Origin of the sequence: Helicobacter sp. 12S02634-8, from assembly GCF_002272865.1 — a bacterium.
Taxonomy (GTDB): domain Bacteria; phylum Campylobacterota; class Campylobacteria; order Campylobacterales; family Helicobacteraceae; genus Helicobacter_J.
This window is the reverse complement of record NZ_MLAP01000001.1, coordinates 1-26,688: the sequence shown is the minus strand read 5'-3', so window position 1 is coordinate 26,688 and position 26,688 is coordinate 1. Positions and strand designations below refer to the sequence as shown.

Annotated in this window: 28 protein-coding genes and 1 tRNA gene; 18 read left to right on the top strand and 11 right to left on the bottom strand. The window is 42.0% G+C overall.

Annotated features, from left to right (window positions below):
- Positions 1 to 10: 10 nt before the first annotated feature.
- From BKH46_RS00145 to folD, 3 genes are read right to left on the bottom strand one after another with little or no spacing between them, the layout of a single operon-like run.
- Entirely contained in the window at positions 11 to 682 is a 672-nt protein-coding gene (locus BKH46_RS00145) for a site-2 protease family protein (RefSeq protein WP_253248257.1), read from the bottom strand.
- A complete protein-coding gene (lepB, locus tag BKH46_RS00140; protein ID WP_095224802.1) occupies positions 669 to 1,592 on the bottom strand; it encodes a signal peptidase I in 924 nt (307 codons plus the stop codon). The genes BKH46_RS00145 and lepB overlap by 14 nt, the downstream gene beginning before the upstream one ends.
- 8 nt (positions 1,593 to 1,600) lie before the next feature.
- Complete coding sequence (gene folD / locus BKH46_RS00135; protein WP_095224801.1) at positions 1,601 to 2,461, bottom strand: bifunctional methylenetetrahydrofolate dehydrogenase/methenyltetrahydrofolate cyclohydrolase FolD; 861 nt, start codon at positions 2,459 to 2,461, stop codon at positions 1,601 to 1,603.
- Between the two features lie 94 nt (positions 2,462 to 2,555).
- Between folD and BKH46_RS00130 the strand changes: the two genes are divergently transcribed.
- From BKH46_RS00130 to BKH46_RS00120, 3 genes are all read left to right on the top strand, one after another.
- Entirely contained in the window at positions 2,556 to 2,924 is a 369-nt protein-coding gene (locus BKH46_RS00130; protein ID WP_095225019.1) for a c-type cytochrome, read from the top strand.
- 163 nt (positions 2,925 to 3,087) lie between these two features.
- Positions 3,088 to 4,380, top strand: a complete 1,293-nt coding sequence (locus tag BKH46_RS00125) for an outer membrane family protein (protein WP_095224800.1) — start codon at positions 3,088 to 3,090, stop codon at positions 4,378 to 4,380.
- A gap of 109 nt (positions 4,381 to 4,489) precedes the next feature.
- Positions 4,490 to 5,683, top strand: coding sequence for an NAD(P)/FAD-dependent oxidoreductase (locus BKH46_RS00120; protein WP_095224799.1), 1,194 nt, complete (start codon positions 4,490 to 4,492; stop codon positions 5,681 to 5,683).
- Positions 5,684 to 5,719: 36 nt separating this feature from the next.
- Here BKH46_RS00120 and BKH46_RS00115 read toward each other — a convergent pair whose 3' ends face one another.
- Complete coding sequence (locus tag BKH46_RS00115) at positions 5,720 to 6,085, bottom strand: rhodanese-like domain-containing protein (RefSeq protein ID WP_253248256.1); 366 nt, start codon at positions 6,083 to 6,085, stop codon at positions 5,720 to 5,722.
- 96 nt (positions 6,086 to 6,181) lie between these two features.
- Here BKH46_RS00115 and BKH46_RS00110 point away from each other — a divergent pair, with 96 nt between their 5' ends.
- The 4 genes from BKH46_RS00110 to BKH46_RS00095 all read left to right on the top strand — a co-directional run bounded on the left by BKH46_RS00110 (position 6,182) and on the right by BKH46_RS00095 (position 11,360).
- The gene (locus tag BKH46_RS00110) at positions 6,182 to 9,046 is read left to right on the top strand and encodes an FAD-binding and (Fe-S)-binding domain-containing protein (protein WP_253248255.1); all 2,865 of its coding nucleotides are present in this window, start codon (positions 6,182 to 6,184) and stop codon (positions 9,044 to 9,046) included.
- On the top strand, positions 9,043 to 9,732 hold the full coding sequence (locus BKH46_RS00105) for a di-trans,poly-cis-decaprenylcistransferase (RefSeq protein ID WP_095224798.1): 690 nt from the start codon (positions 9,043 to 9,045) through the stop codon (positions 9,730 to 9,732). Before BKH46_RS00110 ends, BKH46_RS00105 begins: the two co-directional genes overlap by 4 nt.
- Before the next feature lie 117 nt (positions 9,733 to 9,849).
- Positions 9,850 to 10,554 (top strand): ABC transporter ATP-binding protein, encoded by a 705-nt coding sequence (locus BKH46_RS00100; RefSeq protein WP_095225016.1) that lies wholly within the window; start codon positions 9,850 to 9,852, stop codon positions 10,552 to 10,554.
- Complete coding sequence (locus BKH46_RS00095) at positions 10,551 to 11,360, top strand: hypothetical protein (protein ID WP_095224797.1); 810 nt, start codon at positions 10,551 to 10,553, stop codon at positions 11,358 to 11,360. Before BKH46_RS00100 ends, BKH46_RS00095 begins: the two co-directional genes overlap by 4 nt.
- Before the next feature lie 7 nt (positions 11,361 to 11,367).
- Here BKH46_RS00095 and BKH46_RS00090 read toward each other — a convergent pair whose 3' ends face one another.
- Positions 11,368 to 11,574, bottom strand: a complete 207-nt coding sequence (locus tag BKH46_RS00090; protein WP_095224796.1) for a hypothetical protein — start codon at positions 11,572 to 11,574, stop codon at positions 11,368 to 11,370.
- Between the two features lie 194 nt (positions 11,575 to 11,768).
- Here BKH46_RS00090 and sppA point away from each other — a divergent pair, with 194 nt between their 5' ends.
- Both sppA and purU read left to right on the top strand, forming a co-directional pair.
- Positions 11,769 to 12,635, top strand: coding sequence for a signal peptide peptidase SppA (gene sppA, locus BKH46_RS00085; RefSeq protein ID WP_095225015.1), 867 nt, complete (start codon positions 11,769 to 11,771; stop codon positions 12,633 to 12,635).
- A 12-nt stretch (positions 12,636 to 12,647) separates the two neighbouring features.
- Positions 12,648 to 13,478 (top strand): formyltetrahydrofolate deformylase, encoded by an 831-nt coding sequence (purU, locus tag BKH46_RS00080; RefSeq protein WP_095224795.1) that lies wholly within the window; start codon positions 12,648 to 12,650, stop codon positions 13,476 to 13,478.
- A 24-nt stretch (positions 13,479 to 13,502) separates the two neighbouring features.
- Here purU and purE read toward each other — a convergent pair whose 3' ends face one another.
- From purE to prfB, 4 genes are all read right to left on the bottom strand, one after another.
- Positions 13,503 to 14,003, bottom strand: coding sequence for a 5-(carboxyamino)imidazole ribonucleotide mutase (gene purE / locus BKH46_RS00075; RefSeq protein ID WP_095224794.1), 501 nt, complete (start codon positions 14,001 to 14,003; stop codon positions 13,503 to 13,505).
- Positions 14,003 to 15,292, bottom strand: coding sequence for a peptidase U32 family protein (locus BKH46_RS00070; protein WP_095224793.1), 1,290 nt, complete (start codon positions 15,290 to 15,292; stop codon positions 14,003 to 14,005). The genes purE and BKH46_RS00070 overlap by 1 nt, the downstream gene beginning before the upstream one ends.
- Positions 15,292 to 16,032: a chemotaxis protein gene (locus BKH46_RS00065; RefSeq protein ID WP_095224792.1), complete on the bottom strand. Its 741-nt coding sequence runs from the start codon at positions 16,030 to 16,032 to the stop codon at positions 15,292 to 15,294. Before BKH46_RS00065 ends, BKH46_RS00070 begins: the two co-directional genes overlap by 1 nt.
- A gap of 86 nt (positions 16,033 to 16,118) precedes the next feature.
- Positions 16,119 to 17,207 (bottom strand): peptide chain release factor 2, encoded by a 1,089-nt coding sequence (gene prfB / locus BKH46_RS00060; protein ID WP_095224791.1) that lies wholly within the window; start codon positions 17,205 to 17,207, stop codon positions 16,119 to 16,121.
- Positions 17,208 to 17,299: 92 nt separating this feature from the next.
- Between prfB and msrP the strand changes: the two genes are divergently transcribed.
- The 6 genes from msrP to BKH46_RS00030 all read left to right on the top strand — a co-directional run bounded on the left by msrP (position 17,300) and on the right by BKH46_RS00030 (position 22,849).
- On the top strand, positions 17,300 to 18,304 hold the full coding sequence (gene msrP, locus BKH46_RS00055; RefSeq protein ID WP_095224790.1) for a protein-methionine-sulfoxide reductase catalytic subunit MsrP: 1,005 nt from the start codon (positions 17,300 to 17,302) through the stop codon (positions 18,302 to 18,304).
- Positions 18,305 to 18,411: 107 nt separating this feature from the next.
- Positions 18,412 to 19,761, top strand: coding sequence for an NADP-specific glutamate dehydrogenase (gene gdhA / locus BKH46_RS00050; RefSeq protein ID WP_095224789.1), 1,350 nt, complete (start codon positions 18,412 to 18,414; stop codon positions 19,759 to 19,761).
- Between the two features lie 115 nt (positions 19,762 to 19,876).
- Positions 19,877 to 20,533 carry an amino acid ABC transporter permease gene (locus BKH46_RS00045; RefSeq protein ID WP_172402519.1) on the top strand — a complete coding sequence of 219 codons (657 nt, stop codon included), beginning with the start codon at positions 19,877 to 19,879 and terminating at the stop codon, positions 20,531 to 20,533.
- The gene (locus BKH46_RS00040; RefSeq protein WP_095224787.1) at positions 20,530 to 21,201 is read left to right on the top strand and encodes an amino acid ABC transporter permease; all 672 of its coding nucleotides are present in this window, start codon (positions 20,530 to 20,532) and stop codon (positions 21,199 to 21,201) included. Before BKH46_RS00045 ends, BKH46_RS00040 begins: the two co-directional genes overlap by 4 nt.
- A 17-nt stretch (positions 21,202 to 21,218) precedes the next feature.
- Entirely contained in the window at positions 21,219 to 21,968 is a 750-nt protein-coding gene (locus BKH46_RS00035) for an amino acid ABC transporter ATP-binding protein (RefSeq protein ID WP_095224786.1), read from the top strand.
- A gap of 50 nt (positions 21,969 to 22,018) precedes the next feature.
- The gene (locus tag BKH46_RS00030) at positions 22,019 to 22,849 is read left to right on the top strand and encodes a cysteine ABC transporter substrate-binding protein (protein WP_095224785.1); all 831 of its coding nucleotides are present in this window, start codon (positions 22,019 to 22,021) and stop codon (positions 22,847 to 22,849) included.
- A gap of 379 nt (positions 22,850 to 23,228) precedes the next feature.
- Here the strand turns inward: BKH46_RS00030 and prfA are convergent, their stop codons facing one another.
- Complete coding sequence (gene prfA / locus BKH46_RS00025) at positions 23,229 to 24,284, bottom strand: peptide chain release factor 1 (protein WP_172402518.1); 1,056 nt, start codon at positions 24,282 to 24,284, stop codon at positions 23,229 to 23,231.
- A 38-nt stretch (positions 24,285 to 24,322) separates the two neighbouring features.
- Positions 24,323 to 24,595 (bottom strand): 30S ribosomal protein S20, encoded by a 273-nt coding sequence (gene rpsT, locus BKH46_RS00020; RefSeq protein WP_095224783.1) that lies wholly within the window; start codon positions 24,593 to 24,595, stop codon positions 24,323 to 24,325.
- Between the two features lie 88 nt (positions 24,596 to 24,683).
- Between rpsT and glmM the strand changes: the two genes are divergently transcribed.
- From glmM to BKH46_RS00005, 3 genes are all read left to right on the top strand, one after another.
- Positions 24,684 to 26,021: a phosphoglucosamine mutase gene (gene glmM, locus BKH46_RS00015; protein ID WP_095224782.1), complete on the top strand. Its 1,338-nt coding sequence runs from the start codon at positions 24,684 to 24,686 to the stop codon at positions 26,019 to 26,021.
- Positions 26,015 to 26,476: a signal peptidase II gene (lspA, locus tag BKH46_RS00010; protein ID WP_095224781.1), complete on the top strand. Its 462-nt coding sequence runs from the start codon at positions 26,015 to 26,017 to the stop codon at positions 26,474 to 26,476. The genes glmM and lspA overlap by 7 nt, the downstream gene beginning before the upstream one ends.
- 31 nt (positions 26,477 to 26,507) lie before the next feature.
- A tRNA-Ala gene (locus BKH46_RS00005) sits at positions 26,508 to 26,583 on the top strand.
- Positions 26,584 to 26,688: the final 105 nt, after the last annotated feature.

The window sequence follows — 26,688 nt, the reverse complement described above, 5'->3', positions numbered from 1 at the left end:
ATTTTCCTTTTTAAGTCAATAAAAATTGCAACAAAAGCTGCGTAGGGTAAAAAAATACTTGTGATAAAGGCGTCGCTAAAATAATCAAAACAATAATCATACCATAAGGACTGATTTGATACATCATTTTTGGGATTCTATAACTCCCTAAAGCAATGCAAGCAAAGCCCAACGCTCGCCCACCATCTAAAGGTGGAATCGGCCAGAGATTAAACATTCCTAGCACGACATTATAGACAATAAGCTGCACTAAAAATAACACCAAAATCTGACCCACTTCCCCAGAGATACCCCCAAATACACCACTAAAGAGCAATCCACTGATGATGAGGGCTAAGATGAGATTATAAGCAATGCCTGCTAAACTCACAACAATCCCCGCTCCATAGCCCCATTTTTCGATGATATATTCCATATTGATCGGCACAGGCTTTGCCCAGCCAAACAAAAAAGGCGCGTTAGCAAAAAACAACACCAAAGGAACGATAATCGAACCAACAAGATCAATGTGCTTGAGTGGATTGATACTCAAGCGACCTAGATTTTTAGCTGTGTCATCTCCATACCGAAAGGCCACATATCCGTGCATGATTTCATGCCCAATCACAGCGATCAAAAATGCCAACACCATTATGAGCGTTTTCAAGATATTTTGCGCAGAAAACAATTCATAAAATTCCATTATCAATGCTTCCTTTTTGTATGTTTGAAGTCTTTATCTGCTTTTCTAGGTATTCTACACTCTTAAACATACGTTTCCATCGGATTGTAAAAAGAGCTTTAGGATTTTTGTCTGCACCAGCTTCATAGCTATTTTTGAGATTGACACTAAAATAAATAAACCAAGGCTTGCCAATGATATTTTTATAAGGCACACTCCCCCAAAATCTTGAGTCATTGCTATCATCGCGATTATCACCAATCATAAAAAACTCATCGGGCGCGATTTTTTTATAAAACACCACTTCCCCATCAAGATTTAAAGGCATCATTGCAATCCCGCGCCCATTGGGATTGTCATTGAGGGCTAAAAAGCCACTGGAGAGGTCTTGTTGGGCGATAGAAGCCATCACAAAATACGATGAATTGCCATTGCTATAGTGGATACCTGGGTGGTCTTGCGCATAAGGCTCAAAGACAAATTGCTTGCCCATCATCATGACAATTCTGGAGGAGTCATAATGGGCTTGGATATACGCATCTCCCTCGTGTGGACGGAGATAAAAACCATTTGGAGTAAACAGCACCTCATCACCACCTACAGCAAAATTTCTCTTGACATAATAAGTCTTGGGCTCATTGGGTGGGATAAAGACAACGACATCACCTCTTTGGGGGTATGCCCCATCAATAATATGCCCATCACCTTTAAAATCAGGCAACACAGGGATTTCCAACCAAGGGATTTTAGGCACAGGGATACCATAAGAAAATTTTTTCACAAACAGCATATCCCCCTCATATAAAGTCCCTACCATCGAGCGAGTCGGGATTACAAAGGCTTGCGCTACAAAAAAAATCACAAACAAAACAATGATAATTGTGCCTGTCCAGCTCGCACAAAAGTTATACACAGATTTTAAAAACTTCATCAACTTCCTTAATATTTTTGATTTTTTGACTTTCTCTTGCGGGCTGATATGAGCGTATTTTGCAGCAAAGAAATAATTGTCATGGGTCCCACGCCCCCAGGCACAGGTGTGATAAAACTTGCCTTTTTGCTCACACTCTCAAAGTCTACATCTCCGACTAAACGCCCATCTTGGAGGCGATTGATTCCAATATCAACCACTATAGCACCCTCTTGGATCATCTCTGCACCAATCAAGCCCGCCTTACCCACGCCGACACACACAATATCTGCGTGTTGGGTAAAGGTCTTGATGTCTTTTGTCAAGATATGGCACACACTGATAGTTGCCCCTGCATTGAGCATCAAGGAAGCCAATGGCTTGCCAACGATATTACTCGCACCAATTATAGCAACATTTTTGCCTGCTACATCAATGCCATAATGCTCCAAAAGACTCATCACGCCCAAAGGTGTAGCTGGCACAAAGGCTTCAATCCCAGCAAGTGTACGGCCTGCGTTAAATGGGTGGAAACCATCGACATCTTTTTGAGGATCGATGGCCTCTAAGATAGATTTGGTATCGATATGCGCACTCAAAGGGAGCTGCACTAAAATCCCATCAATCTCTGGGTCAGCATTGAGTTCTTCAATCATAGGTATGAGCTCTATTTGTGTGATCTCTTCTTTGAGTTTTTTAGCAACACAAGCAACCCCGCAACGCTCGCAAGCCTTGATTTTCATATTGACATACGCACAGCTTGCAGGATCTGTTCCGACCAAAATCACTGCGAGTGTGGGGATAATGCCTTCTTTTTGCAGCAAATCTGTTTGTATGATAATCTCTTTTTCGATACTTTGTGCTAGAGATCTGCCATCAAGAAGTGTCATTTTATCCCCTTTAAAATTGAAGTGGTGTATTATAATAAAAACTCTATTCTAAAATCTTTAAAGGATATTTGCGATAATGACAAATAAATTTTTAATGCTATTTTTGCTTTTGCTCTCTCCCCTCCCCTTGCTCACAGCAGATTCTCCTAAAGATGATAGTTTCATCACGCCCCAAGAATATGGCAAAAAGCTCTATGAAAACCCTCGCAATATCGGCTGTATCAAATGCCACGGCAAGAGTGGAGAAAGCGAAACCATCGCACATTACAAAGCCAAGGGCAAAAACAAAACAATCCAAACTCCCCAAATCAACCATATGGATTTTGAAACCTTCAAAAAAGCACTCAATAAAGACAAAGGAATCATGCCAAAATACGACTTGACAGAGGAAGAAATCAAAGCAATTTATTTTTATATCACTAGCAAAAAATCTTCCAACCCCACCACGACAAAAACCCCCTAAAACGCCCAAACACAAGGACTTTTAAGATTATTAAAAACGCCCAAACACACAAACAAGCCAAAGACTCTACCCAGCAAGGGGCAGCAAAATATAGTAAAATAAGGCGTTTGTATCTCTACAGATCAAACGCGTTTTTTAAATCATACCTAACTAAGGAGGAGAGATGGGTAACAAATATTCCAAACAAATAACTAGCAAGATTTTATTGCTGACTTGCTGGGGTCTTGCGCCTCTTTTTGGCTTTGACTTCCAAGTCAGCGGACAAGCAAGCAGCTTTTCAAAAATCGGCTTTGATACTCGAAAATACAATCCCCAAAAAGGCGTCTATCCTACTGAAAGCTATGCTACGATGTTAGGAGAGCTTGATTTACATCTCAATCTCGCTAATCATCTCAATATCACTTTAGGCGGTATGATCAATACAATTGTGTATGACTCTACAATCTATCAAAGTGGAGAGCCATTAGCCAGTGCATATATTGGCTATTGGGCGACCCATAGCGGTCAAGACCTCAAAGACCCTCGCTTTGCGATGGTGCATAATGCTTATATCAGCTATGAATACAATGATATGTTTGGCTTCAAAGCAGGGCGATATGAAACACAAGGCTATGATTGGTTCAGTGCGTTCAATCAAGGCGGGGAGGCTTATGTCAAGCTCTATGATACCAAAGCTTGGATACTCTTTTCTGATGCCCGTGCTTCAGCTTACAACGACTGGTTTTGGCCCTATGGCAGATACTATACAAGTGGGGCACCACTGATTGCAGAGGGGATTATATACACCAAAAATGGCTGGAGTATTTCACCTTATATCTACCATATCCTTGAAAATATGAACGCCCCTGGCTTTAATATCAGCTTTGATAGCAATCCTGATTTTGCTTCTGAGGGCTTTCGCTCATCAACCACTTTAGTGGCGTTGTTTCCGTTTTATCAAGGCGTGAGTGCGAGCTCAAGAGATACGATCGTATTCAACCAACCACTCGGGAAAAGTGCACAAACACTTTTTATCAAACAGCATTTTGATATCAATAACTATCATTTTGGGGCTATCATTTATAAAAACTTTGGCAATGCCAATGGCAAGATAGGTATCTATGGCGATCCCATCACTTACAATATCTGGACAGGCAGTATCTATGACCTAGGGACTTCGCTCTCTAATATGGTCGGCAAAGACGCTTTGAGCGGGTTTTTGTATGTAGGAGCACATTACCAAAGCTTCAAATGGCAGCTACTTGGCAGACTCACTACAAGCCCTAGGGCTGATGAGCAAAGCTTAGCGCTTTATTTGAGCTATGTTTTTGACAAACACATCAGCACAGGGCTTAAAATCGAGTATTTTAAAGATACAACCCATAAAGGCTATACCATCGGCACAGGCCCTATACTGCAAAACAACAACACTTCTGATAGAAGCCATATGATGATGCATATCACTTATGCATTTTGATGATAAGGCTAGGGTTAGATAGTGCCTTTAAAGATGGGGTTTATTATTTTGAATACTATAAAATGCGATTAGAATCATTATAATCTCAAATCTAAGGAAAACAAAATCAATGAAACAGCTGAATATTCTTCTTTTAGGTGCGGGCTATGGGGTCTTGAGCGTCTTAAAAAATCTCGATTCTAAGACCTTGCAACAAGCCAAATTCACCCTCATCAACAACAACCCCTACCACTACCATACGATTTTGCTCCACGAAGTGAGTGCTGGAGTCAAGGATAAAAGTGTCTGCTACCCCCTCAAAGACATCTTGCCTCAAGAAATAGAAATCATCACAGACACAGTCCTCTCCATAAAACACAATCAAGTCATTACAAAAAATGCTACCTATGCTTATGACTATCTCATCATCGGTTTGGGCTTTCGCTCAGATTCTTTTGGGATAAAAGGCATTGAAGAATACGCCTTAAATATCACCTCTTATGCAAGTGCGCTCCATATCAGAGAACATATCCAAAAAAAGCTTGAGATGTATTTGCAAGACAAAAACCCCCAACACCTCCAATTTGCCATCTGTGGAGGGGGCTTTACGGGGATTGAATTGAGTGCGTCTTTAGCCCAAGAATTACACAAAAAAGCAAAACATTATGGGATCGATCCTGCTCTTTTTGACATCGCTTGCATTGAGGCAATGCCCCATATTTTGCCAATGTTTGATACCAATGCCAGTCAGATCGCACGCCAAAGGCTTGAGTCTTTGGGCGTGAAGGTATGGGAAAGCTCTAAGATTTTGGAATGCTTGAGTGATGGAGTCTTGATCCAAAATGGAAATGAAAACAAAAAAATCCCTGCTAGCACTATCGTCTGGAGTGCTGGAGTCAAGGGCTCTGCAGTGATAGAAAACTCACCTTTTTTCCAAAGCGAGCGCAGCAAGATAAAAATCGATTCTTTTTTACACCCCATACAAGACCTGCCCAACAGAGATAAAATCTTTGTTGTAGGGGATTGTGGGGCTTTGAGCGATCCCATATCGCAACGCTTCTACCCCCCTACTGCTCAGCTTGCCACTCGCGAGGGGGCATACCTAGCCCAAGCCCTCAAGGCTATTCTTGATGGCAAAGCCCCCACCCAAGGCTTTAGCTTTAGCTTGGGCGATAGCATTTGCTCTTTAGGCAAGGGCTATGCCATAGGCACACTCAAGGGCAAAACCATCCATGGCCTTAAGGCTTACATACTCAAAAGACTTGTAGAAAACATCTGGAATCTCAAAATCCAAGGACTCACAAGCCTTTTCAAAAAAGACTAAAAGCCCTTAAAAACAAAAATGAGAGAGGAGGGGCAATCAGCCTTGTGGGGATTTTTGCAAAACAATGCCATAATGTTCAAAATCTAAAATATTTTCATCTAAATAATAAATATTCTCTAACCCCGCTAAAGTCAGCTCACTGCCATAAACAGAAGCTGTATGCCCGCTATAGCAGTGCAAGAGGATTTTTTTATCGGGATTTTCTTGTGCGATTTTAGCTATTTTGCCCAATTCAACGATATTCAAAGCCCCATTGATATGCCCTTGTGCGTGGTCATAAGGGTGACGGATATCGATGATGAGATAATCTCTCATATCCAAGCCCTCTAGATACACAGGATAAGCATAGCTTTTATTGTGCTTGCCTAGAAGCTGCTTGTTGCGTCTTATTTCTTCACTCATTTTCAAACCTTAAAATTTTTTCGGTATTCTATAATGTTTTGTTAAGAACTTCCCCCAGATTTGCTAAAATAATAAAATTTTTCATACGAGGTGAGTTTGAGCACACAAAATAGCATACCAGATTATGTGTCATTTCAGCAAGAAGCCGAGCAATTTTTAGGCGATCGGGTCTATAGTGATTATTTGCGACGATTTGTTTATGGCACAGACGCCTCTTGCTATCGCTATATCCCAAAGCTTGTTATCAAAGCCCATTGCGAATCAGAAATCATCAAACTCTATGCCCTCGCACACAAATACAACACCCCCATCACATTTAGAGCAGCAGGCAGCTCACTCTCTGGGCAAGCCTGCTCTGATAGTATTCTCATCATCACCACGCACCATTGGCAAGATATCCATATCGGAGCAAACGCAGATTCTATCAGGCTCTCTTGTGGGGTCATAGGCTTGAGTGCAAATGAAGCCCTCAAACCCTATGGCAAAAAAATCGGCCCTGATCCTGCGACACTCGCGACTGCGATGATAGGAGGGATTCTCTCAAACAACTCCAGTGGTATGTGTTGTGGGGTCAAGCAAAATAGCTATCAGACTCTAAAATCCTTGCGCGTGATCTTATCTGATGGCACCTTGCTCGATACAGCAGACCCACAAAGCGTGCAAAATTTCACACGCACACACGCCCATCTCATCAATGGACTCCTAGCACTCAAAAAAGAAGTATTGGCCGATCCAATGCTCTCAGAGCTCATCACAAAAAAATACAAAATCAAAAACACCACTGGCTATAGCCTCAATGCCCTGCTTGACTTCACAGACCCCATCGACATACTCACACATCTTTTTATCGGCTCAGAGGGGACTTTGGGCTTTATATCTGCGTGTGAATATTTCTGCGTGCAAGACCTACCTTATAAAACTTGTGCCTTGCTGTTTTATTCTGATATGCATACAGCCTCAGAAGCGATCAAAATCTTAGCCAGTCTTGATTCTATCATCACAGCAGCTGAAGTGATGGACTATGCTGCACTCAAAAGCACGCAACACTCCAAAGATATGCCCAGTTTTATCACACAAATTCAGCCCAACAATGCGTGTATCCTCCTCCAAATCGAAAGCACACAAAAAGACCTCCTAGAAACAAACACGCAAAAAGTTCTCAATGCACTCAAGCATATCCCCTTGGTTTTGCCTTTATTGAAAAGCGATGATGAAAAAGTCTATGCCTCTTGGTGGAAAATACGCAAAGGACTGCTCCCGATTGCTGCAAGCACTCGCAGAAAGGGAAGTTGTGTCATCACAGAAGATATTTGCTTTGAAATCAAAGATTTTGGTGCGGGCGTAGCAATGATTGAGGGATTATTCAAACAATATGGCTTCCAAGATAATGGCATTATATTTGGACACGCCCTGAGTGGGAATATCCATTTTATCATCACCCCGATTTTGGACGATCCTGTTGAATACAAAAATTTTGAGGGCTTGATTGAAGCGATGGCAAAAAATGTCGCAAGCTTTGGTGGGTCTATCAAAGCCGAACACGGAACAGGCAGAATGGTCGCACCATTTGTAGAGATTGAGTGGGGTCAAAAGGCCTATGCACTCCATCAAAAAATCAAAAAACTCTTTGACCCCAAAAAGCTCCTCAATCCCGATGTAATCATCTCTGATGACCCCAAAATCCATACCAAAAATCTCAAAAGTATCACAGAAATACAAGACTATCTTGATGGCTGTATGGAATGTGGCTTTTGTGAAAAAATTTGCCCAAGCAAAAATCTCACACTCACTCCAAGACAGCGCATCACACTCCAAAGAGAAATCAAACGACTTGAAATCAGCGTATCAAAGGGCAATCTCGCCGACCAAAAACTCTTAAAAGAACTCCAAAAAGGCTATGCTTATCTCAGTGATACTACTTGCGCAGTGTGTCATATGTGCGCGACACTCTGTCCGCTTGAAATCTCTGCGGGCAATATCAGTGCAAACTCCAGAAAAAAGAGCACACAAGGCTTGAAGACAAAAATAGCACAACAAATCGCCCACCACATGCCAGCAAGCACTTCTATCGCAAAATGGAGCTTGGGGCTAGCAAATAAAAGTGGGAAGATTTTAGGAGAGCAGTCTTTAGAAAATCTAAGCACCACCTTAAGAAAGCTCACCCCCCTCTTCCCCCATATCAAAAAGCACCTCCCCCAAAAAAATACCTTCAAGCTCACCAACAAGCAAGCTAGCAATGCCTCATCTTGTGTTATCTATTTCACCACTTGTATCAATCGCACTTTCGCCCCCTCCAAACACATGCCCGATACAAGAAGTATCCAAGAAGTGTTTGAATCCCTATGCCATAAGACCCATACCACGCTTATCTATCCCAAAGAAATCCACTCCATGTGCTGCGGGAAAGCCTTTAGTGATTATGAACAACTCACAAAAGAAAATACCAAAAAAAACTACGCCCTACTCAAAGAACTCTCTTGTGATGGCAAAATCCCCATCGTGCTAGACCACACTGCCTGCAGCGCCTATCTCCTCCAAACTCTCAAAGACACGGGGCTAAAGGTCTATGATATGAGTGCTTATATCCATACATTTTTGCTCCCTGCTTTGAAATTCAATCCTATCAATGAAAATATCGGACTTTACACGATGTGCGCAGGCAAAAAGCTAGGATTAGAGAGCTCAATGCTTGCATTAGCAAAGCAATGCACAAAAGGTGCAATCATTATCCATAAAGACACAGGCTGCTGTGGGTTTGCTGGAAATAAAGGCTTTTTCACCCCTGAGCTCAATCAAAGTGCCCTAGAAGACTTCGCAAAATTCTATGCAGACAAGAATATCCAAAGAGGTTTTGGAAGCTCTAGCACTTGTGAAATTGGCTTGAGCGATGCAAGTGGCTTTGCTTGGCAACATATCGCTTATCTCATCGATAGTCTGACCTCACCAAGGGAACTGCCTTGAGCGCACTCAAACATCTAGCCATCATTATGGACGGCAATGGCAGATGGGCTAAGCAACGTGGGAAAATGCGCACCCAAGGCCATAGAGAGGGGATCAAGACCTTAAGAGAAATCACAAAATGGTGCGCTAAAAATCATATTGCCTATCTCACACTCTATGCCTTTTCTACTGAAAACTGGAATCGCCCCCAGACTGAAGTGGATTTTTTGATGAAATTACTAGAAAAATACCTCATCAAAGAAAGGCAAACCTATCTGCAAAATGATATTCGTTTTAAGACTATCGGGGATATGCGAGCTTTCAACGATCCCCTCAAACAGACCATACAAGCCCTCCAAGCCGACACAGCCCACAACACAACACTCACTCAAATTCTAGCACTCAACTATGGCTCTAAAGATGAAATCAAACGCGCGTGTGAAAAGATTATCCAAACCCAAGCATACAAACACACAAGCGACACACTCAAGCTGATTGAATCCCATCTTGATACCCAAGGTATCCCTGATGTAGATCTGCTAATCCGCACAGGCGGGGAAATACGGCTCTCAAATTTCTTGCTCTGGCAAGCGAGCTATGCAGAGCTTTTTTTCACACCCACGCTATGGCCAGACTTCGCCCCTAGCGAACTTGCAGAGATTATTGCGCATTTCAAGCAGCGGGATAGGAGATTTGGCGGGCTATAGGCTTGATTAAAATATTTTAGATAAAATCCCACCACCCTCCCTAATCCCCCCCCCCAAAAAAAAGAGGAGGGGGGCGAGTGATTGGGGATTGAATAGTCGGAGTAATGGGAGCAGATGATGGAAACCTCTTTAGTGCCTTTGATCTCTATCAAACACCTCAGCAAAAGCTATGCAGGCACAAAAGTCCTTGATGGTATCAACCTCACGATTTGGCCCAAACAAATCATCGGCTTGCTCGGTCCAAATGGCGCGGGCAAAACAACTTTATTAAAAATCCTAGCCCACCTCCTCACGCAATTCCAAGGCTCAGTATCTGTCAATGGACAAGCCCTTGGTCTGCAAAGTAAAAAAATCATTGCCTATCTGCCTGATATTGATTTTTTAGACCCCAATGTGAGCACAAAAGATATGCTGGGCTTTTATCAAGATTTTTTTGAAGATTTCCAAATGCAAAAAGCCCTAAAACTCCTAGAACAATTCTCTATCCCCCCACTCAAAAGGCTCAAAACCCTCTCCAAAGGCACTAAAGAAAAAATTCGGCTGATTCTAACCCTCTCACGCAAAGCAAAGCTATATCTTCTTGATGAACCCATCGCTGGGGTCGATCCTTTAGCGCGTCAAGAGATTTTTGATTTGATTTTGCAAAATCGCAGTGCAGATTCTAGCGTCATCATTTCTACGCACTTAGTCGCTGATGTGGAGCGCTATCTTAATCAGTGTATTTTCATCAAAGAAGGCAAGATCATTGCCTTTGCCCCTACAGAGAATATCACAAATGGCTTTGCCAATCTCCAAGAGAGCTTTAAGGAATATTTCCGATGAAAAACCTACTCAAACACGATTTTTTAGAAAACTACATCGGCATAGCCCTCATCAATGCTTTGATATTTTTCTCTCTCATTGGTTCTGGCCTTTTATCGAAGTTTGACTTTGATGACATGCCCTATTTTTTAATGCTTTTGGTGGTTTTGTATGGGGTGATGGTTGTGAGTGGATTTTTTTGGATTGCCTTGATTGTGCTTGCGATTTTAAATTCTATCAACAAAAAGCTCTTCTCCCCCCAAGGCTATCTGACATTTTGCTTGCCCGTGAGTATTGATACGATTTTGATAGCAAAAATCCTCATCAATCTATTTTGGATTTTTGTGAGTTTTTTGTCTTTTTATATCGCGCTGTGTATTAGAGAGTGGATCTACCCCTCATTATTCCAAACCATCTTTGTCAATTTTTATCGCTCCATATCCAACGCCCCGCTCCATTTATTTGCCCTCTATCTTGATATTTTTATCTCCATTGTCTTGCTTTTAGTGAAATTTATTTTTATCCTCAGCCTACTCAATATCGGTAAGATCAAAAAACATCGTTTGCTTGCAGGGATTTTTATATTTTTAGGCTTACAGATTCTTTTAGGTATGTTAGAAGCTATCCCATCAGCCCTATTTCCAGAAATTTATGCCAATCATCTCGCCCCAATGACCCTCTATCATTTCGCACAGATTTTCACAGACCAAAGCCCCACGCTTTTGCCCTATCTCCTCAAAATCTCTGCAAACCTGATACAAATCATCATTTTCTACCTACTCGCTCGCTATCTCATCGCAAACAAACTCGAACTCGAATCATCTTAACCCATCATTATTTTTCATCAACCCCTGCATAGACCTTTTTGCAAGCATATGTATCACCATACAAGCAAGCTTTCTGCAAGGCTTCAAAGGCTTCCACTCTTGATTTTTCCCTCTGTTTGCTCTGATATTTATCCACACCATAAAAAGCCACGCACACAATCACTATCAAAACAAGGTCAAATTTTCTTATCTTAGGGCAGAATTTACAAGCCATTGCCAATCCTCAATTTCTAAATATCACCCACAATCATAACCCAATTCCTCTAAAAACCATATTTATCAAACAAAACTAAGCAACCCTTGAATATAATGGCAAATTTTAATGCCCCCCATCAAAACGATAGAACACTCAATGCACTCTATCGGCTATCACAGCACACATGGGGTATCTATAAAAGAGGACTTTTAATGTTTAAAAAATTTTTTCAGCTCTTGATTTTACCCTTAGATTTTATCACCAAATATTTTAAAGCCCTTGTGCTGCTTTTGATTCTCATATTTATCTGTATCGCCCTTATCCCCCAAGACACAGAGCTCAAAGCCCCCAATCTAGCAAAGATATATCTGCAAGGCCCCATTTTAGACAGCCATAGTATCTATGAACAAATTGAAAAAATTTCAAAAACCCCTAGCATACAAGGCGTGCTCCTCCTCATCGATTCTCCAGGCGGGGCGATGGGTGCTAGTGTAGAAATCAGTGATATGATTAGCGAACTCAAAAAGAAAATGCCCGTTGTTGTCTATGTCCAAGGGGCTATGGCAAGTGGTAGCTATTATGCAGGAATGTATGCTGATAAAATCTATGCGAATCGTGCCGCACTCATTGGCTCAATCGGCGTGGTCTTTAGCAGCTTTGATATTCAAGATCTTATCCATAAACTAGGTATCAAAGCCCAAGGCATTGCTGCAGGAGAATACAAAGAAGTTGGCACTTTTATGCGCCAATGGACGCCCAAAGAAAGGGCTTTCCTCCAAGACCTTATCCAAGAAGAATACCAGATGTTTGTTTCTGATGTCGCTGATGCTAGAGGGCTTGAAGTCAAAAATAGCACCCAATACGCCCAAGGCAAGGTATTCACAGCTGCCAAAGCCCTCAAATTAGGACTGATAGATGTGATAGGCACACAAAATGATGCGATAGAAACACTCAAAAATCTCTCTCAAGTCACAGACCCCATTTGGCTCAAAAAAGATAAATTTGAAGCCTTTGTAGATAAAATCATCAAAACAACCACGCAAATCAGCCTGCAAGCCCTCACCCAACAACTCCACTAATCAAGGGACACTATGAAACATACCGTGCTGATTGCCTGCCCTGATATGGCTGGGCTTGTTTATAAAATCTCTTCTGTGTTTTTGAGCTTCCATCTCAATATCGAACGCAATGATGAATTTGTCGAGAAGCAAAGCGGGCAATTTTTCATGCGCACACTCATCAAAGGCACATGCAACCCCATAGAGCTAGAAGCTGCCTTGAGCGCACAACTCCCCCAAGAAGCACAGATCAAAGTAGTTTCTGAGAAAAAAAAGTCTATCATCATTTTATGCACCAAAGAAAACCACTGCTTAGGGGATTTGCTCCTGCGCTATGATAGTGGGGAGCTTGATGGAGAAATCAAAGCAGTCATTAGCAACCACACAAACCTCAAAGATCTTGTGAAAAAATTTGGCATTGATTTTTTCCATATACCTGCTGAAAATATCCTGCGCCAAGAGCACGAAAAGCTCATTGCAGAAGTCTGCGATCAATATGCAGTGGATTTTTTGGCCTTAGCAAAATATATGCGTATCCTCTCGCCCTCTTTTGTAGCAAAATACACAAACAAAATCATCAATATCCACCACAGCTTCCTACCGGCTTTTATCGGTGCTAATCCCTATAAACAAGCTTATGAACGGGGCGTGAAAATCATAGGCGCTACAGCCCATTTTGTCAATAACCACCTCGATGAAGGTCCCATCATCGCGCAAGATATTATCAAAATCGACCACACCTACACTTGGCAAGATATGCAGCAAGCTGGTAGAGATGTAGAAAAAGTCGTATTTGCTAAGGCTTTAAGTCTGGCTTTAAACGATCGCATATTTATCTATGGCAACAAAACCGTGGTTTTTTAAGCCATCCCCTCTTTTTTAGCCTTATTAAAGGGGGATTTTGACTTCTATTTCTTGAGAGTCTATTTCTAGTTTTTTGGCCTTTAAAAGCCTATCTTCGAGTAATTTATTATAAATTCTATCGTTTTTAAGCCCCAAAATCTGTAATGCCATATAAGCTGCATTGATCGCCCCTGCTTTGCCAATAGCAAGCGTCCCTACGGGCATACCTGCGGGCATTTGCACCGTGGAAAGTAAAGCATCCAAGCCATCTAATGCTCCCCCACTCAAAGGCACCCCAATCACAGGCCGGCAAGTCTGAGAGGCAATCGCGCCCGCAAGATGAGCGGCCATTCCTGCAGCTGCGATGAAAACTTGAGCGCCCTTTGCTTGGGCTTGTTCGACATAGTTTTTTGTGCGCTCAGGGCTTCTGTGAGCTGAGCTGATGATGACTTCATAAGGTGCTTCAAAATGCTTGAAAATCTCCACACATTCACGCACAACCACCCAATCACTCTTGCTACCCATAATGATTGAAACAAAATCCATCAGTTCTCCTTTGAGTTGGTTTGGATACGCAAAAAGCTATAAGCAGGCAGTTTATGGGGCAATCGCACAGGATTGATATTGCCGCTATGGATTTCGCTGAGCTCTTGATTGTTTTGCAAGATGATTTTATACAAGCACAGATAGTGCCTATCGTTATAAGTATAGATTTTACCCATATCATTGACAACAGATTCGATTTTGCTCCCTAAAGGGGCGATAATCTCATAAGTCTGCCCGATTTTGGTTGTGTATTTACACAAAAAATACTCCCCACTCTCATCAACTTCACCACTGACTTGATAATCCCCCTCAGAGATAGCACTCTGATGGTTTTGAGTATCAAGGCGCTCAAAAGGTCGCCTGATGATATAACCATCAGTGAAACCTCGATTTTTGAGTGTATGCAGCTCGCTTTGATACAACATAGGATTTTGCTCGTTGTTATAATAATCATCAATCGCCATTCGATAAGTCCTAGCTGTCAAGCCCGCATAATAAGTCGATTTGGTGCGCCCCTCAATTTTAAGGGCATCGATAGCCCCTGAATCTAAAATCTCAACGATATGGCTTGCGAGGTTGAGATCTTTGGCATTGAAAATATGTGTCCCCACACCCTCTTCTTCTTCAAGGCGCATCATCACGCCATTATCGGGGTTTTTGACATAGTATTCATAATCAAACCTACAATCATTGGCACAACTCCCACGATTAGGCACGCGACCATTTTGCAGCGATGATATCAGACATCTACCCGAAAAAGCAAAGCACATACTGCCGTGTATGAATATCTCAAGCTCTAAATCAGGCAAATGCTTTTTGATTTCTACTGCATCACTCAAGCTCAGCTCCCTAGCGGCCACAATGCGCTTGACTCCCATTTCATAAAAAACCTCAGCGTCTAAAACACTCAGCACATTAGCTTGCGTGGAGAGGTGTATGGGGATATGGGGGGCGAGCGATTTGGCTAGCTTGATGACACCTGGTGCTGCGACAATAAAGGCATCGGGCTTGAGCTGGGCCATTTTGATGATATGGTCTTCTAGGAGCTTGATTTGGGAATTAAACGGGAAGCCATTGATTGTGACAAAGACTTTTTTACCCAGATGGTGTGCGTATTCAATCCCCTCTTGAAAACTTTCTAAATCAAAGTCCTTGCCCGCTCGATTCCTCAAAGAAAAATGACTGACCCCACCATAAACAGCATCAGCGCCATAACTCAAGGCAATTTTTAGCTTCAAAAGATTGCCTGCTGGGGAGAGGAGCTCAACTTTTTTAACGTGTTTGGGCATTATTTTTTACCCAATGCTGCAATCAATGCTTCAATATCATCTTCGCTAGCAAGATCGCCCTTTGTGTCCCCTGCGATATAGGCTGCAGAACTCACGCGTTTAGAATCTTCGATCTTGCCCTCAAAGAGTGAATTCATATATTTTGCCAACGCCCGCATAACATGGATCACGCGTTCGATTTTTTGGCGGTGGATATCTTGGAACTGCATGATATCAATAGCTTGCATGCACGCGTCATTGCATTTGTTGGTGTCTTGGGTGATATGCTCTAAGGTTTCAAAGATCGATACGCTCTCTTGCAATGAAGTCTTAAATATCTCGATATTAGGGAAACTCTCTGCAAGCTTGGCAAAGACTTGATGCTGCCTTTGGAGCTGGGCTTGCAGGATGTTGATAGATATAATGATTTGGCTAGCGCTAGCACTGATGTGTTCGAGCTGGTCAAATACCTCTGTTGCCTTGGCTTCAGAATCTTTTGTCACATCATCAAGCTGATGGACAACTTTATGCTCATTGGTCGGAGGAGGTGGGGGCCATTTTTTATTCGTATCAATCTTATAATTTTTAGGATCGATAAAGCCTGCTTGCATGCTTTCATCTTGCAATTCTTCTTTGCCCTCTAAATCCTGTGTCAAATCTTGCGAGTCATCTTTTGTAGGGGCTTGCTCGGACATACTCTCATCTATAGAGAGTTCTAAATCCCCCGAATTGATGAGTGCATCTAATTCTTCTTGCGTCATTGTTTTCTCCTTACCAATCAAGCAAATCAACCAAATAGGCTAATTATAGAGTTTTTTTATCCATTTTTTCTTAATCCCAAAAGCTTTTAAGCCCTAGAAACCAAAACCCCCTCAATGATCCCATCAATATCCCCATCAAGAATCGCTTCTACATTGCTATAGGCAATATTGCTTCTGGAGTCTTTGACTTGCTGATAAGGGGCTAAAACATAGCTTCTGATCTGATGTCCCCAACCAATCTCGCTTTTTTCCTCGCTCGCACTCGAAGAATTTTGTTTGGCAAGCTCTAGTTCATAGAGCTTTGATTTGAGCATTTTTAAGGCTGTGGCTTTGTTTTTATGCTGGCTTCTGTCATTTTGGCATTGCACGACAATGCCCGTGGGGAGGTGGGTGATACGAATAGCTGATTCAGTTTTATTGACATGCTGCCCCCCTGCCCCGCTCGCCCGATAAGTATCAATCCGCAGATCCTTCTCTTCAATCACAATATCAATATCATCATCAAGCTCTGGACTCACTTGCACGCTAGCAAAGCTAGTATGGCGCTTGGCATTAGCGTCAAAAGGAGAAATACGCACCAAACGATGCACGCCATTTTCGCTCTTCATATAGCCATAGGCATTTTCGCCCTTGATGAGAAATGCAACCCCCTTGATCCCTGCCTCTTCGCCATCTTGATAGTCTAAAATCTCTGTCTTAAACCCCCGACGCTCTGCCCACCGCAGATACATACGATACAAAATACTCCCCCAATCTTGGCTTTCAGTCCCCCCTGCACCAGGCTGGATTGTTACAATCGCATTGGTATTGTCATTTTCACCACTAAGCATGACAGCGATTTCTACTCTCTGTATCTGCTTTTGGAGTTGGGGGGCTTCAGCAAAAAGCAGTTCCAAAGTCGCCTCATCGCCATCACTTGAGAGTCCAAAAAGCTCTGAAGCGTCATCTATAGCTAGCTTTGCGTCATTGTAGCTTTGCAACAAACGCTCGATCTTGGCTTTTTCTTTATTGGTTTCACCTGCCCTTTTAGCATCATTCCAAAACTCTGGATCTTGCTGCGTCTGCAAAATCATATCCAATCGCGCCTGCAAGTCTTGAGGTTTGATGATTTTGGCGATATTTTCACATTTATTTGCCAGCTCTTTGAGCAACTCGCCATATTCGTATGCGTCCATTTTTGTCAGCCTTTAGTGATTCTAGAATTTGCTTTGTTTATTTTACAAAAATAATGTATAGTTCAAGATAAAACTTAAAACAATGGATAGAAATGCGTATCAAAATCAAGAAAAAATATGAAATTTCTGAAAACCTCACCACCCCGCAAACCATCTACAAACACCGCAGGCAAATCCTTAAAACTATGGGAATTTTAGGACTTGGAGGGGCTTTAGACCTATTCAATCCACTCAATGCTAAAGACATTAACAAACAAGTCCATACACAAACCATAGACATCAAAAACACTCCCTATCCCTATACCACCAACCCAAACTACTCACAAACCCCCATCACCCCATATGCAAAAGCTAGCACTTATAATAACTTCTATGAATTTGGTCTGCAAAAAGACGATCCCTACCATCGAGCCAAAGTCTTGCAAACAAGCCCTTGGAGCGTGGTGATAGATGGAGAGGTGCATCAAGAAATCACAATTTCTTTAGAAGATATACTCAAAAAATTCCCTCTTCAAGAGAGGATCTATCACCTCCGTTGCGTGGAGGCTTGGAGTATGAATATCCCTTGGATTGGCTTTGAGCTAGGGAGCTTGCTTGCATTATCTCGCCCTAAAGGAAATGCAAAATTTGTCTTATTCCAAACAGCTGTGCAAGAGCAAATGCCTGCTGTCAAAAACCCTGCCTTAGGGGGTTATATCAAGTTCCCTTATCAAGAGGGATTGCGGCTTGATGAAGCGATGTGTCCCCTGACTCTGCTGGCTGTGGGTATGTATGGCAAGGAGCTGCCCCCACAAAATGGCGCGCCCTTGCGGCTTGTAGTGCCTTGGAAATATGGTTTCAAAAGTATCAAATCAATTGTGCGTATCACATTGGTTGAAACAATGCCTACTTCCACTTGGATGCGCCTAGACCCTTCTGAATATGGCTTTTATGCTAATGTCAATCCCCAAGTCGCCCACCCACGATGGTCGCAAGCCAAAGAACGTTTTATGGGCGAGGGCTTTGGTTTCTCTTATATCCCCACTCAAATGTTTAATGGCTACAGCGAGGTCGTGGGGAGATTATATGCAAAAATGGATTTGAAGAAAAATTTTTAGTTTTTAAAATTAAAAAAAATGATAACCTATGATATTACACACATTTTCTTAAAATTATTGCGATAAAATAGCTCTGCAATCAAGAAACTAAACAAAAGGTTAACAAGATGTATGTAAATAGTATTATCGAAAAAATCAAAACCAAGTATCCTGCTCAAAAGGAATTCCATCAAGCCGTAGATGAAGTGCTCACTTCACTCACTCCAGCTATTGCAAAGGAAAAGAAATATCAAGAAAATGCTATTTTGGAACGTCTTACTATACCAGATAGGGAGATACATTTCCGTGTGACTTGGGTCGATGACAAAGGACAGATTCAGGTCAATCGGGGCTATCGCATTGAATTCAATTCTGCTATCGGCCCTTACAAAGGAGGACTCCGTTTCCACCCTAGCGTCAATGAGGGAATCATCAAGTTTTTGGGCTTTGAACAGATATTCAAAAACTCTCTGACTACCTTAGCCATGGGTGGGGGCAAAGGAGGCAGTGATTTTGATCCTAAGGGCAAAAGCGATGGTGAAGTCATGCGATTTTGTCAAGCCTTTATGAACGAACTCTATCGCCATATCGGCGCGCACACTGATGTCCCTGCGGGGGATATTGGCGTAGGAGGGCGAGAAATCGGCTTTTTGTTTGGTCAATACAGAAAGCTTACTAATCGCTTTGATGGCGTGCTGACAGGTAAGGGATTGGGCTGGGGCGGAAGCTTGGTACGGCCTGAGGCAACAGGATATGGCTGTGTGTATTTTGCTCAAGAAATGCTCAAAGAAAGAGGAGAGAGCCTTGAGGGGAAAATATGCACCATCTCAGGTAGCGGCAATGTGGCTATCTATACAGCCCAAAAACTCTACCACCTGGGCGCTAAACCTGTCACTGCGAGCGATTCAAAGGGTATGATCTATGATGAGAGTGGTATTGATGTCGCACTACTCAAAGAGCTCAAAGAAGTCAGAAGAGTGAGCCTAGAAGAATACACCAAGCACAAACCAAGTGCAAAATACACAAAAGTCAGTGATTATAAATCCGGAACTCACGGAGTTTGGAGCATACCTTGCTTTGCTGCATTCCCTAGCGCTACAGAAAATGAACTCAACGCCACAGACGCTAAGACCTTGCTAGAAAATGGCTGCAAATGCGTAGCTGAGGGAGCGAATATGCCCTCAACACTTGAGGCAACTGATTTGTTTTTGAAGGCAAAAATCTGCTATGGACCCGGCAAAGCTGCTAATGCTGGGGGCGTGGCAGTGAGCGGGCTAGAGATGGCACAAAATGCGAGTATGCATCGTTGGGAGTTTGATGTTGTCGATAAACATCTCCATAGCATTATGGAAAACATTTTTGCCAACGCTTCCCAAACAGCCAAAGAATTTGGCGATCCCACTAACTTAGTTTTAGGAGCGAATATCGCTGGATTTAGAAAAGTTGCTGATGCAATGATTGACCAAGGTGTCTTATAATTTGAGATTTTTATGCCGATCTTTTGAGGTTGGCAGAGTCTTGTGTTTTGTTGCGCTCTTTAAGAGTCATTAAAGCCATCAGCACAACACGTTCAAATCAACACTTCAAAGGTCGCTGATGTTGCAATGGCAATTCATGATTGATTCTATACCTGTGTATGCCAAGGGGCTGTATTTGACTCTTGGCATATCGTTTTTTGGGATTATTTTTTCTGTTTTGATTGGCTTTTTGGTCGCCTTGATTGTATTTTATCGTGTGCGATTCTTAGAAACACTCGCTAAAGCTTATATTGAAATCTCCCGCAATACACCTTTATTGATCCAATTATTTTTCCTTTATTATGGTTTAGCTGGCGTGGGTCTTGTCTTGAGTGCATATGCTTGTGCCATCATTGGTGTGGCGTTTTTAGGTGGGGGATATATGGCTGAGAGCTTCCGATTGGGGCTATGTGCTGTCCCAAAGACACAGATTGAAGCAGGGCTGAGTTTAGGGCTTAGCCGTTTGCAGATGGTCTATCATATCATTATCCCACAAAGTCTAGCTATCTCAATGCCCTCCATAGGGGCTAATGCGATTTTTCTACTCAAAGAAACTTCAGTGGTGAGTGCGATTGCTTTAGCTGATGTGATGTTTGTCGCAAAAGATTTGATTGGGACTTATTATAAAACAACAGAGAGTTTATTGATGTTAGTGATTGCGTATTTGATTGTTTTATTGCCGATGTCAGCACTCTTTGTGGGTCTTGAAAATTATTATAAAAAGAAATTATGATGGAGGGTTTATTTGTCTTTGCACCCAATAATTTAATGCGCTTGCTTGAGGGCTTGGGTATCACCTTATACATCGCTATAATCTCTATACTCATCGCGCTCATCGGTGGGGGAGTGATGGGCTTAATCATGGCTTTTGGCGCTTGGTGGGCGCGCTTGATATGCCGCTTTTATCTGGAGTGCATACGCATTATTCCTATTTTGGCGTGGCTTTTTATCGTTTATTTTGGTCTTTCATCTTTTTTGGGTATCCATATGAGCGGGCAAGTCGCTAGCATTGTGGTATTTAGCCTTTGGGGTATTGCTGAAATGGGAGATTTGGTGCGGGGGGCACTGAGCTCTGTGAGCACACATCAAATCCAAAGTGCTAAAGCCCTAGGACTCAATGGACTTTTTATTGCAATTTTTATTATTTTCCCTCAAGCAATCCCCCGATTATTGCCTGCTAGTATCAATCTATTCACAAGGATCATCAAAACCACATCTTTAGTCGCACTCATCGGCGTAGTCGATCTACTCAAAGTCGGTCAGCAGATCATCGAACTCAATATCCTCTCAATCCCGCAAGCAAGCTTTTGGGTGTATGGAGTTATTTTTATCATCTATTTTTTGCTATGCTATCCACTTTCTGTTTTGAGTGCTAAGCTGGAATTAAAATATCACGATTAATACTAAAAAGAGGAGTGATGGAAACACTTTTAGAAGTCAAAAATTTAAAAAAATTTTATAACCACCAGCATATGGTGCTCAATGGCATAAATTTTAAGATACAAAAAAGCGAAGTTGTCGTGATACTAGGGCCTAGCGGCTGTGGCAAAAGCACATTTTTGCGCTGTCTGAACGGGCTTGAAAATATACAAGATGGAGAGATTATATTCAATGGACAAACCATCAGCTCGCCCAAGACTAACTGGAATCAGATCCGTCAAAAAATCGGTATGGTATTTCAGAGCTATGATCTTTTCCCCCATATGGATGTGATGGAAAATATCTTGCTAGGGCCTTTGAGAGTCCAAAAGCGCCAAAAAGCAGAGGTCAGCAAACAAGCTTTGAGCCTGCTTAGGCGCGTAGGACTAGAGAGCAAGCAGCACGCCTATCCTAGGGAGCTTAGCGGCGGGCAAAAGCAGCGAGTGGCTATCGTGCGGGCTTTGTGTATGCAACCTGAAATCATACTTTTTGATGAAGTCACAGCTTCTTTAGATCCTGAAATGGTCAAAGAAGTCTTGGAGGTGATTTTAGAGCTTGCCAAAGAGGGCATGAGTATGATTATTGTCACCCACGAAATGAAATTTGCCCAAGCTGTGGCTGATAGGATTGTGTTTTTTGATGGTGGTGTGATCATCGAAGAAAACAATGCCAAAGATTTTTTTGCCACGCCACGCTCGCAGAGAGCAAAAAAGTTTTTGGATATTTTCAAATTTTTGGGTGGTTTTTAAAGTTTTTGTGTTAATGTATGCCTTTTAAATTTATCACTTAAGGATTTGTTATGCGATTTTCTAAAACATTTTTACTCTCTGGGATATTTTTAGCAATGGCTTTGATGGTGAGTGCTTGCTCAAAGACTTCAGAAAACTCACAAGACTCTATCGCTGCGATCAAAGACAGGGGCGTGCTAGTGGTTGGGGTTTTTAGCGATAAACCTCCCTTTGGCTTCATCAATGCACAAGGGCAATACGATGGCTTTGATGTTTATATCTCTAAAAGATTAGCCAAAGATCTCCTTGGTGATGCAAGCAAGGTGAAATTTATCCCCGTAGAAGCCGCAGCTCGGGTCGAATTTCTCAAATCTGGCAAGGTCGATATCATCATGGCAAATTTCACAAAAACCAAAGAAAGAGAAGAAGTGGTAGATTTTGCCACACCTTATATGAAAGTCGCATTGGGCGTTGTTTCTAAAAATGGCACAATCAAAAATATTGACGCACTCAAAGGCAAGCAACTCATCGTCAATAAGGGAACTACAGCTGATTTTTATTTTTCTAAAAACTATCCTGATATCAACTTACTCAAATACGATCAAAATACAGAGGCATTTTTAGCCCTCAAAAATGGTCGAGCAGACGCACTTGCGCACGATAATACACTGCTTTTTGCTTGGGCAAAGGAAAATCCAGGGTTTGTTGTGGCTATCCCATCTTTAGGGGATCAAGATGTCATCGCCCCAGCAGTCAAAAAGGGCAATCAAGAGCTTTTAGAGTGGCTTGATAACGAAATCAAAACACTCACACAAGAGGGCTTTATGCAGCAAGCCTATGAGGCCACGCTCGCACCTATCTATGGCGATACAATCGCTCCTTCTTCAGTGATATTCCAATAACACTAATAACGCGATCCTCCCCCTCCCCCTTTTTTTATGCAAAGGGATTTTGGAGGGGAATAGCTTGTATCCATCGATGTTGTACAATAATTTGCAATAGTTTGTAATAGTTTATGCAATGGCTTGCAATAGCTTAATTTTTCCTGCTTTTCTAGCACTAAAATCCCACTAAAAAGTCTAGCCATATTTATATTTATTTTATCAGTCTAAATGGCAACAAAAAAATTTAGAGCCCCATAAGTATGTGAAATAGGGAGTTATAAAGGATTTACGCCATGGCGTAAATCAAAAGAGTGGGGGAGGAAAATATAGAAAAATCACAAAAGTAAAATCAAGCAAAATAGCTTGAATATTTTTCTTAAATTTTTATATGCAAAAACTATCTTTCACTCTGCGCATATGCAATGAGGGGGTCAATGATGGCATCTAAATTGCCTGCTAGCATGATTTCCTCTAGGCTATAAAGCGTTGTGTTGATACGATGGTCAGTGAGTCTGTTTTGTGGATAGTTATAAGTCCTGATCCGCTCGCTCCTATCCCCGCTACCCACTTGGGATTTTCTTGCTTGGGAGTTTTGAGCTTTTTGCTCCTCTAGTTGGGCTTCATAAATCCTTGCTTTGAGAATCTTCATCGCTTTGTCTTTGTTTTTATGTTGGGATTTTTCATCTTGCATAGAAACGCTAATCCCTGTGGGTAAGTGCGTGATACGCACAGCTGAGTCTGTAGTATTCACGCATTGCCCGCCATGCCCCCCTGCTCGGAAAACTTCGATTTTAAGGTCATTGGGATTGATCGTGATGGATACATCATCGACTTCAGGCATGATCGCTACGGTGATAGCTGAAGTGTGGATTCTGCCTTGAGATTCTGTTTCTGGGACTCTTTGGACTCTGTGTGTGCCTGCTTCATATTTGAGCCGAGAATACGCCCCCTCGCCTTTGATGAGCGCGATAATTTCTTTATACCCCCCAAAGTTATTTTCACTCGAACTGATAATTTCAACTTTCCATTTTTTCAAATCTGCATACCGACAATAAGCCCGAAACAAATCCCCCACAAAAATCCCCGCTTCATCGCCGCCTGTCCCTGCACGCAATTCAAGATAAATATTTTTATTATCATTAGGATCTTTGGGAATTAGCAGTGTTTTTATCTGCGTTTCTAGTGTGGTTTTTTGAATTTCTAGTATTTTTAGCTCTTCTTTAGCAAGCTCACTGAGCTCTTTGTCCTCTAGCAAGATTTTATTTTCTTTGATGGAATTGAGGGTATTAGCATATGCCTTTGCAGCTTGGGCTAGCTCTTGGATATCGCTTTGTTCTTTGGCTAAAGAAGTGAGTTTTTTGATATCGTTGAGATTTTCTGGCTGGATCAGTAAAGCAGAGATTTCATCATAACGTTCAATGATGGGAGTGAGTTTTTGGACGAGCATATAAATTCTAAGGTCAGAGTGATGGTTGGAGCAAGCTTAAGGGCTTAAGCTGCTTGGGCAATCTTTTTGACAGAGGCATTGAGTCGAGATACTCTTCTAGCCGCAGTATTTTTCTTGATAATGCCTTTAGAAACAAATTTATGCAATTCTTTGTTGGCAATTTTCAAGCTCTCTTGAGCTTTTGCAACATCATTACCACTCACAGCCTCTCTGACTGCCTTGATGATGTTTTTGATACGCGTTCTGTAATATCTGTTTCTCTCGGTTTTCTTATGTGTCTGTCTGATTCGTTTTTCTGCAGATTTATGATTCGCCATTGCCTTGGTTAATCCTTTTATAATTTTATTTAGGGCAAAATTATGCCTAAGTTTTGATTAAATGCAGTTTAAATTTGGAGATTGAGCGATGAAAATTTTTGGGACTGATGGCGTGAGGGGCAAGGCAGGCGTAGATATCACGCCAATGCTAGTGATGAAGCTAGGGGCAGCAGCGGGGTTGTATTTCCGCAAGCATTCAATCACCAACAAAATCTTAGTGGGCAAAGACACACGCAAAAGTGGCTATATGATTGAAAATGCTTTGGTGAGTGCTCTGACTTCTGTGGGCTATGATGTGATCCAAGTAGGGCCAATGCCTACCCCTGCAGTGGCGTTTTTGACCGAAGATATGCGCTGTGATGCTGGAATCATGATTAGTGCGAGCCATAATCCTTATGAAGACAATGGGATCAAATTCTTTGATCGCTTTGGCTATAAGCTCGATGAGGGGGCTGAGGGGGAGATTGAGCGATTGTTTTATGATGATGCACTGATTGCTCGCAGCTATAAATCAGGCTGTGAGATAGGCAGCTCTAAACGCATTGATGATGTCGTCGGGCGCTATATCGTGCATCTCAAAAACTCCTTTCCTAAAGATCTCAATCTCCAAGGGATTCGTGTCGTTATCGATACAGCCAATGGCGCAGGATACAAGGTCGCACCCACGGTGTTTAGCGAGTTAGGTGCTGATGTGGTTGTGATCAATGATGAACCCAATGGCTATAATATCAACGCCCAATGTGGGGCAATGTATCCCTTAGCACTCAGTGATGAAGTCAGGCGCTATCGTGCTGATGTGGGCTTTGCGCTAGATGGTGATGCTGATAGGCTTGTAGTCATCGATAACAAGGGCAATGTAATCGATGGGGACAAGCTCATAGGGGCTTTGGGCGTTTATCAAAAATCTTCTGGCAATCTCAATAATGACAAAATCATTGCCACAGTGATGAGTAACTTGGCCTTAGAAGAGTATTTCAAAACGCACCATATCGACCTAATCCGCTGCAATGTCGGGGATAAATATGTATGCGATACGATGGTGAAAAATAATGCTAATTTTGGAGGGGAGCAAAGTGGGCATATTATCTTTGGGGATTATGCAAAAACAGGTGATGGGCTAGTGAGTGCCTTGCAAGTGATGGCTTTGATGGTGCAGAGTAAGAAAAAAAGCGCAGAAATTCTCAATCCCTTTGAGCTCTATCCACACAAAATGCTCAATCTCCCCATCGAACAAAAAACTCCCCTAGAAGATCTCGCTGGCTTTCAAGCACAGATTGAAAAAATCGAAAAACTAGGAATCAGGCATTTGATACGATATTCTGGCACTGAAAACAAACTCCGCATATTGCTTGAGGGCAAGGAAAAAGCCGTGCTTGAAAAAGTGATGGAAGATATCAGTGGATTTTTGAGGGAAAAGCTTTGTTGAATATTAAAATCAGAAAATCTTTTGTGATTTTTGCCATAGGCTTTGGGCTGGTCTTTGGGCTAGATCAGTGGATCAAACACCTGATATTAGGCGGCTTGCGATGGGAGAGCGAGGTGCTTTCTATTATTCTTGTGTATAATCGTGGCGTGGCTTTTTCGATGTTGAGTTTTTTGGGAGATTGGCTCAAGTATTTGCAGGTTATTTTGGTCTTAGCAGTGTGGCTTGTTATCATATCTCAAAGGCAGTTTTTTGATCGCAATAGTGGCGTTTTTGGGGTGATATTTGGCGGGGGGTGTTCAAATATCTTGGATCGGTTCATGCACGGAGGGGTGGTCGATTATGTCTATTGGCATTATGGTTTTGAATTTGCCGTATTTAACTTTGCTGATGCAATGATTGATGTGGGTGTGGGGGTATTTATCCTCAAAGCATTTTTTTTAAGTAAAACCAAATAAATGATATATTATAATGCTCTCTTTTAATTTTGGGGTGTTAGCTCAGTTGGGAGAGCGCGACGCTGGCAGCGTCGAGGTCAGGGGTTCGAACCCCCTACACTCCACCATCTCTATTTTCTTTTGCATACAATATTCTAAACATTGATACATTATTTTCCTCTAAAACCACCTATTTTGCGAGCTTTTGTGTAGATTTTTTTGATAGATTTTCT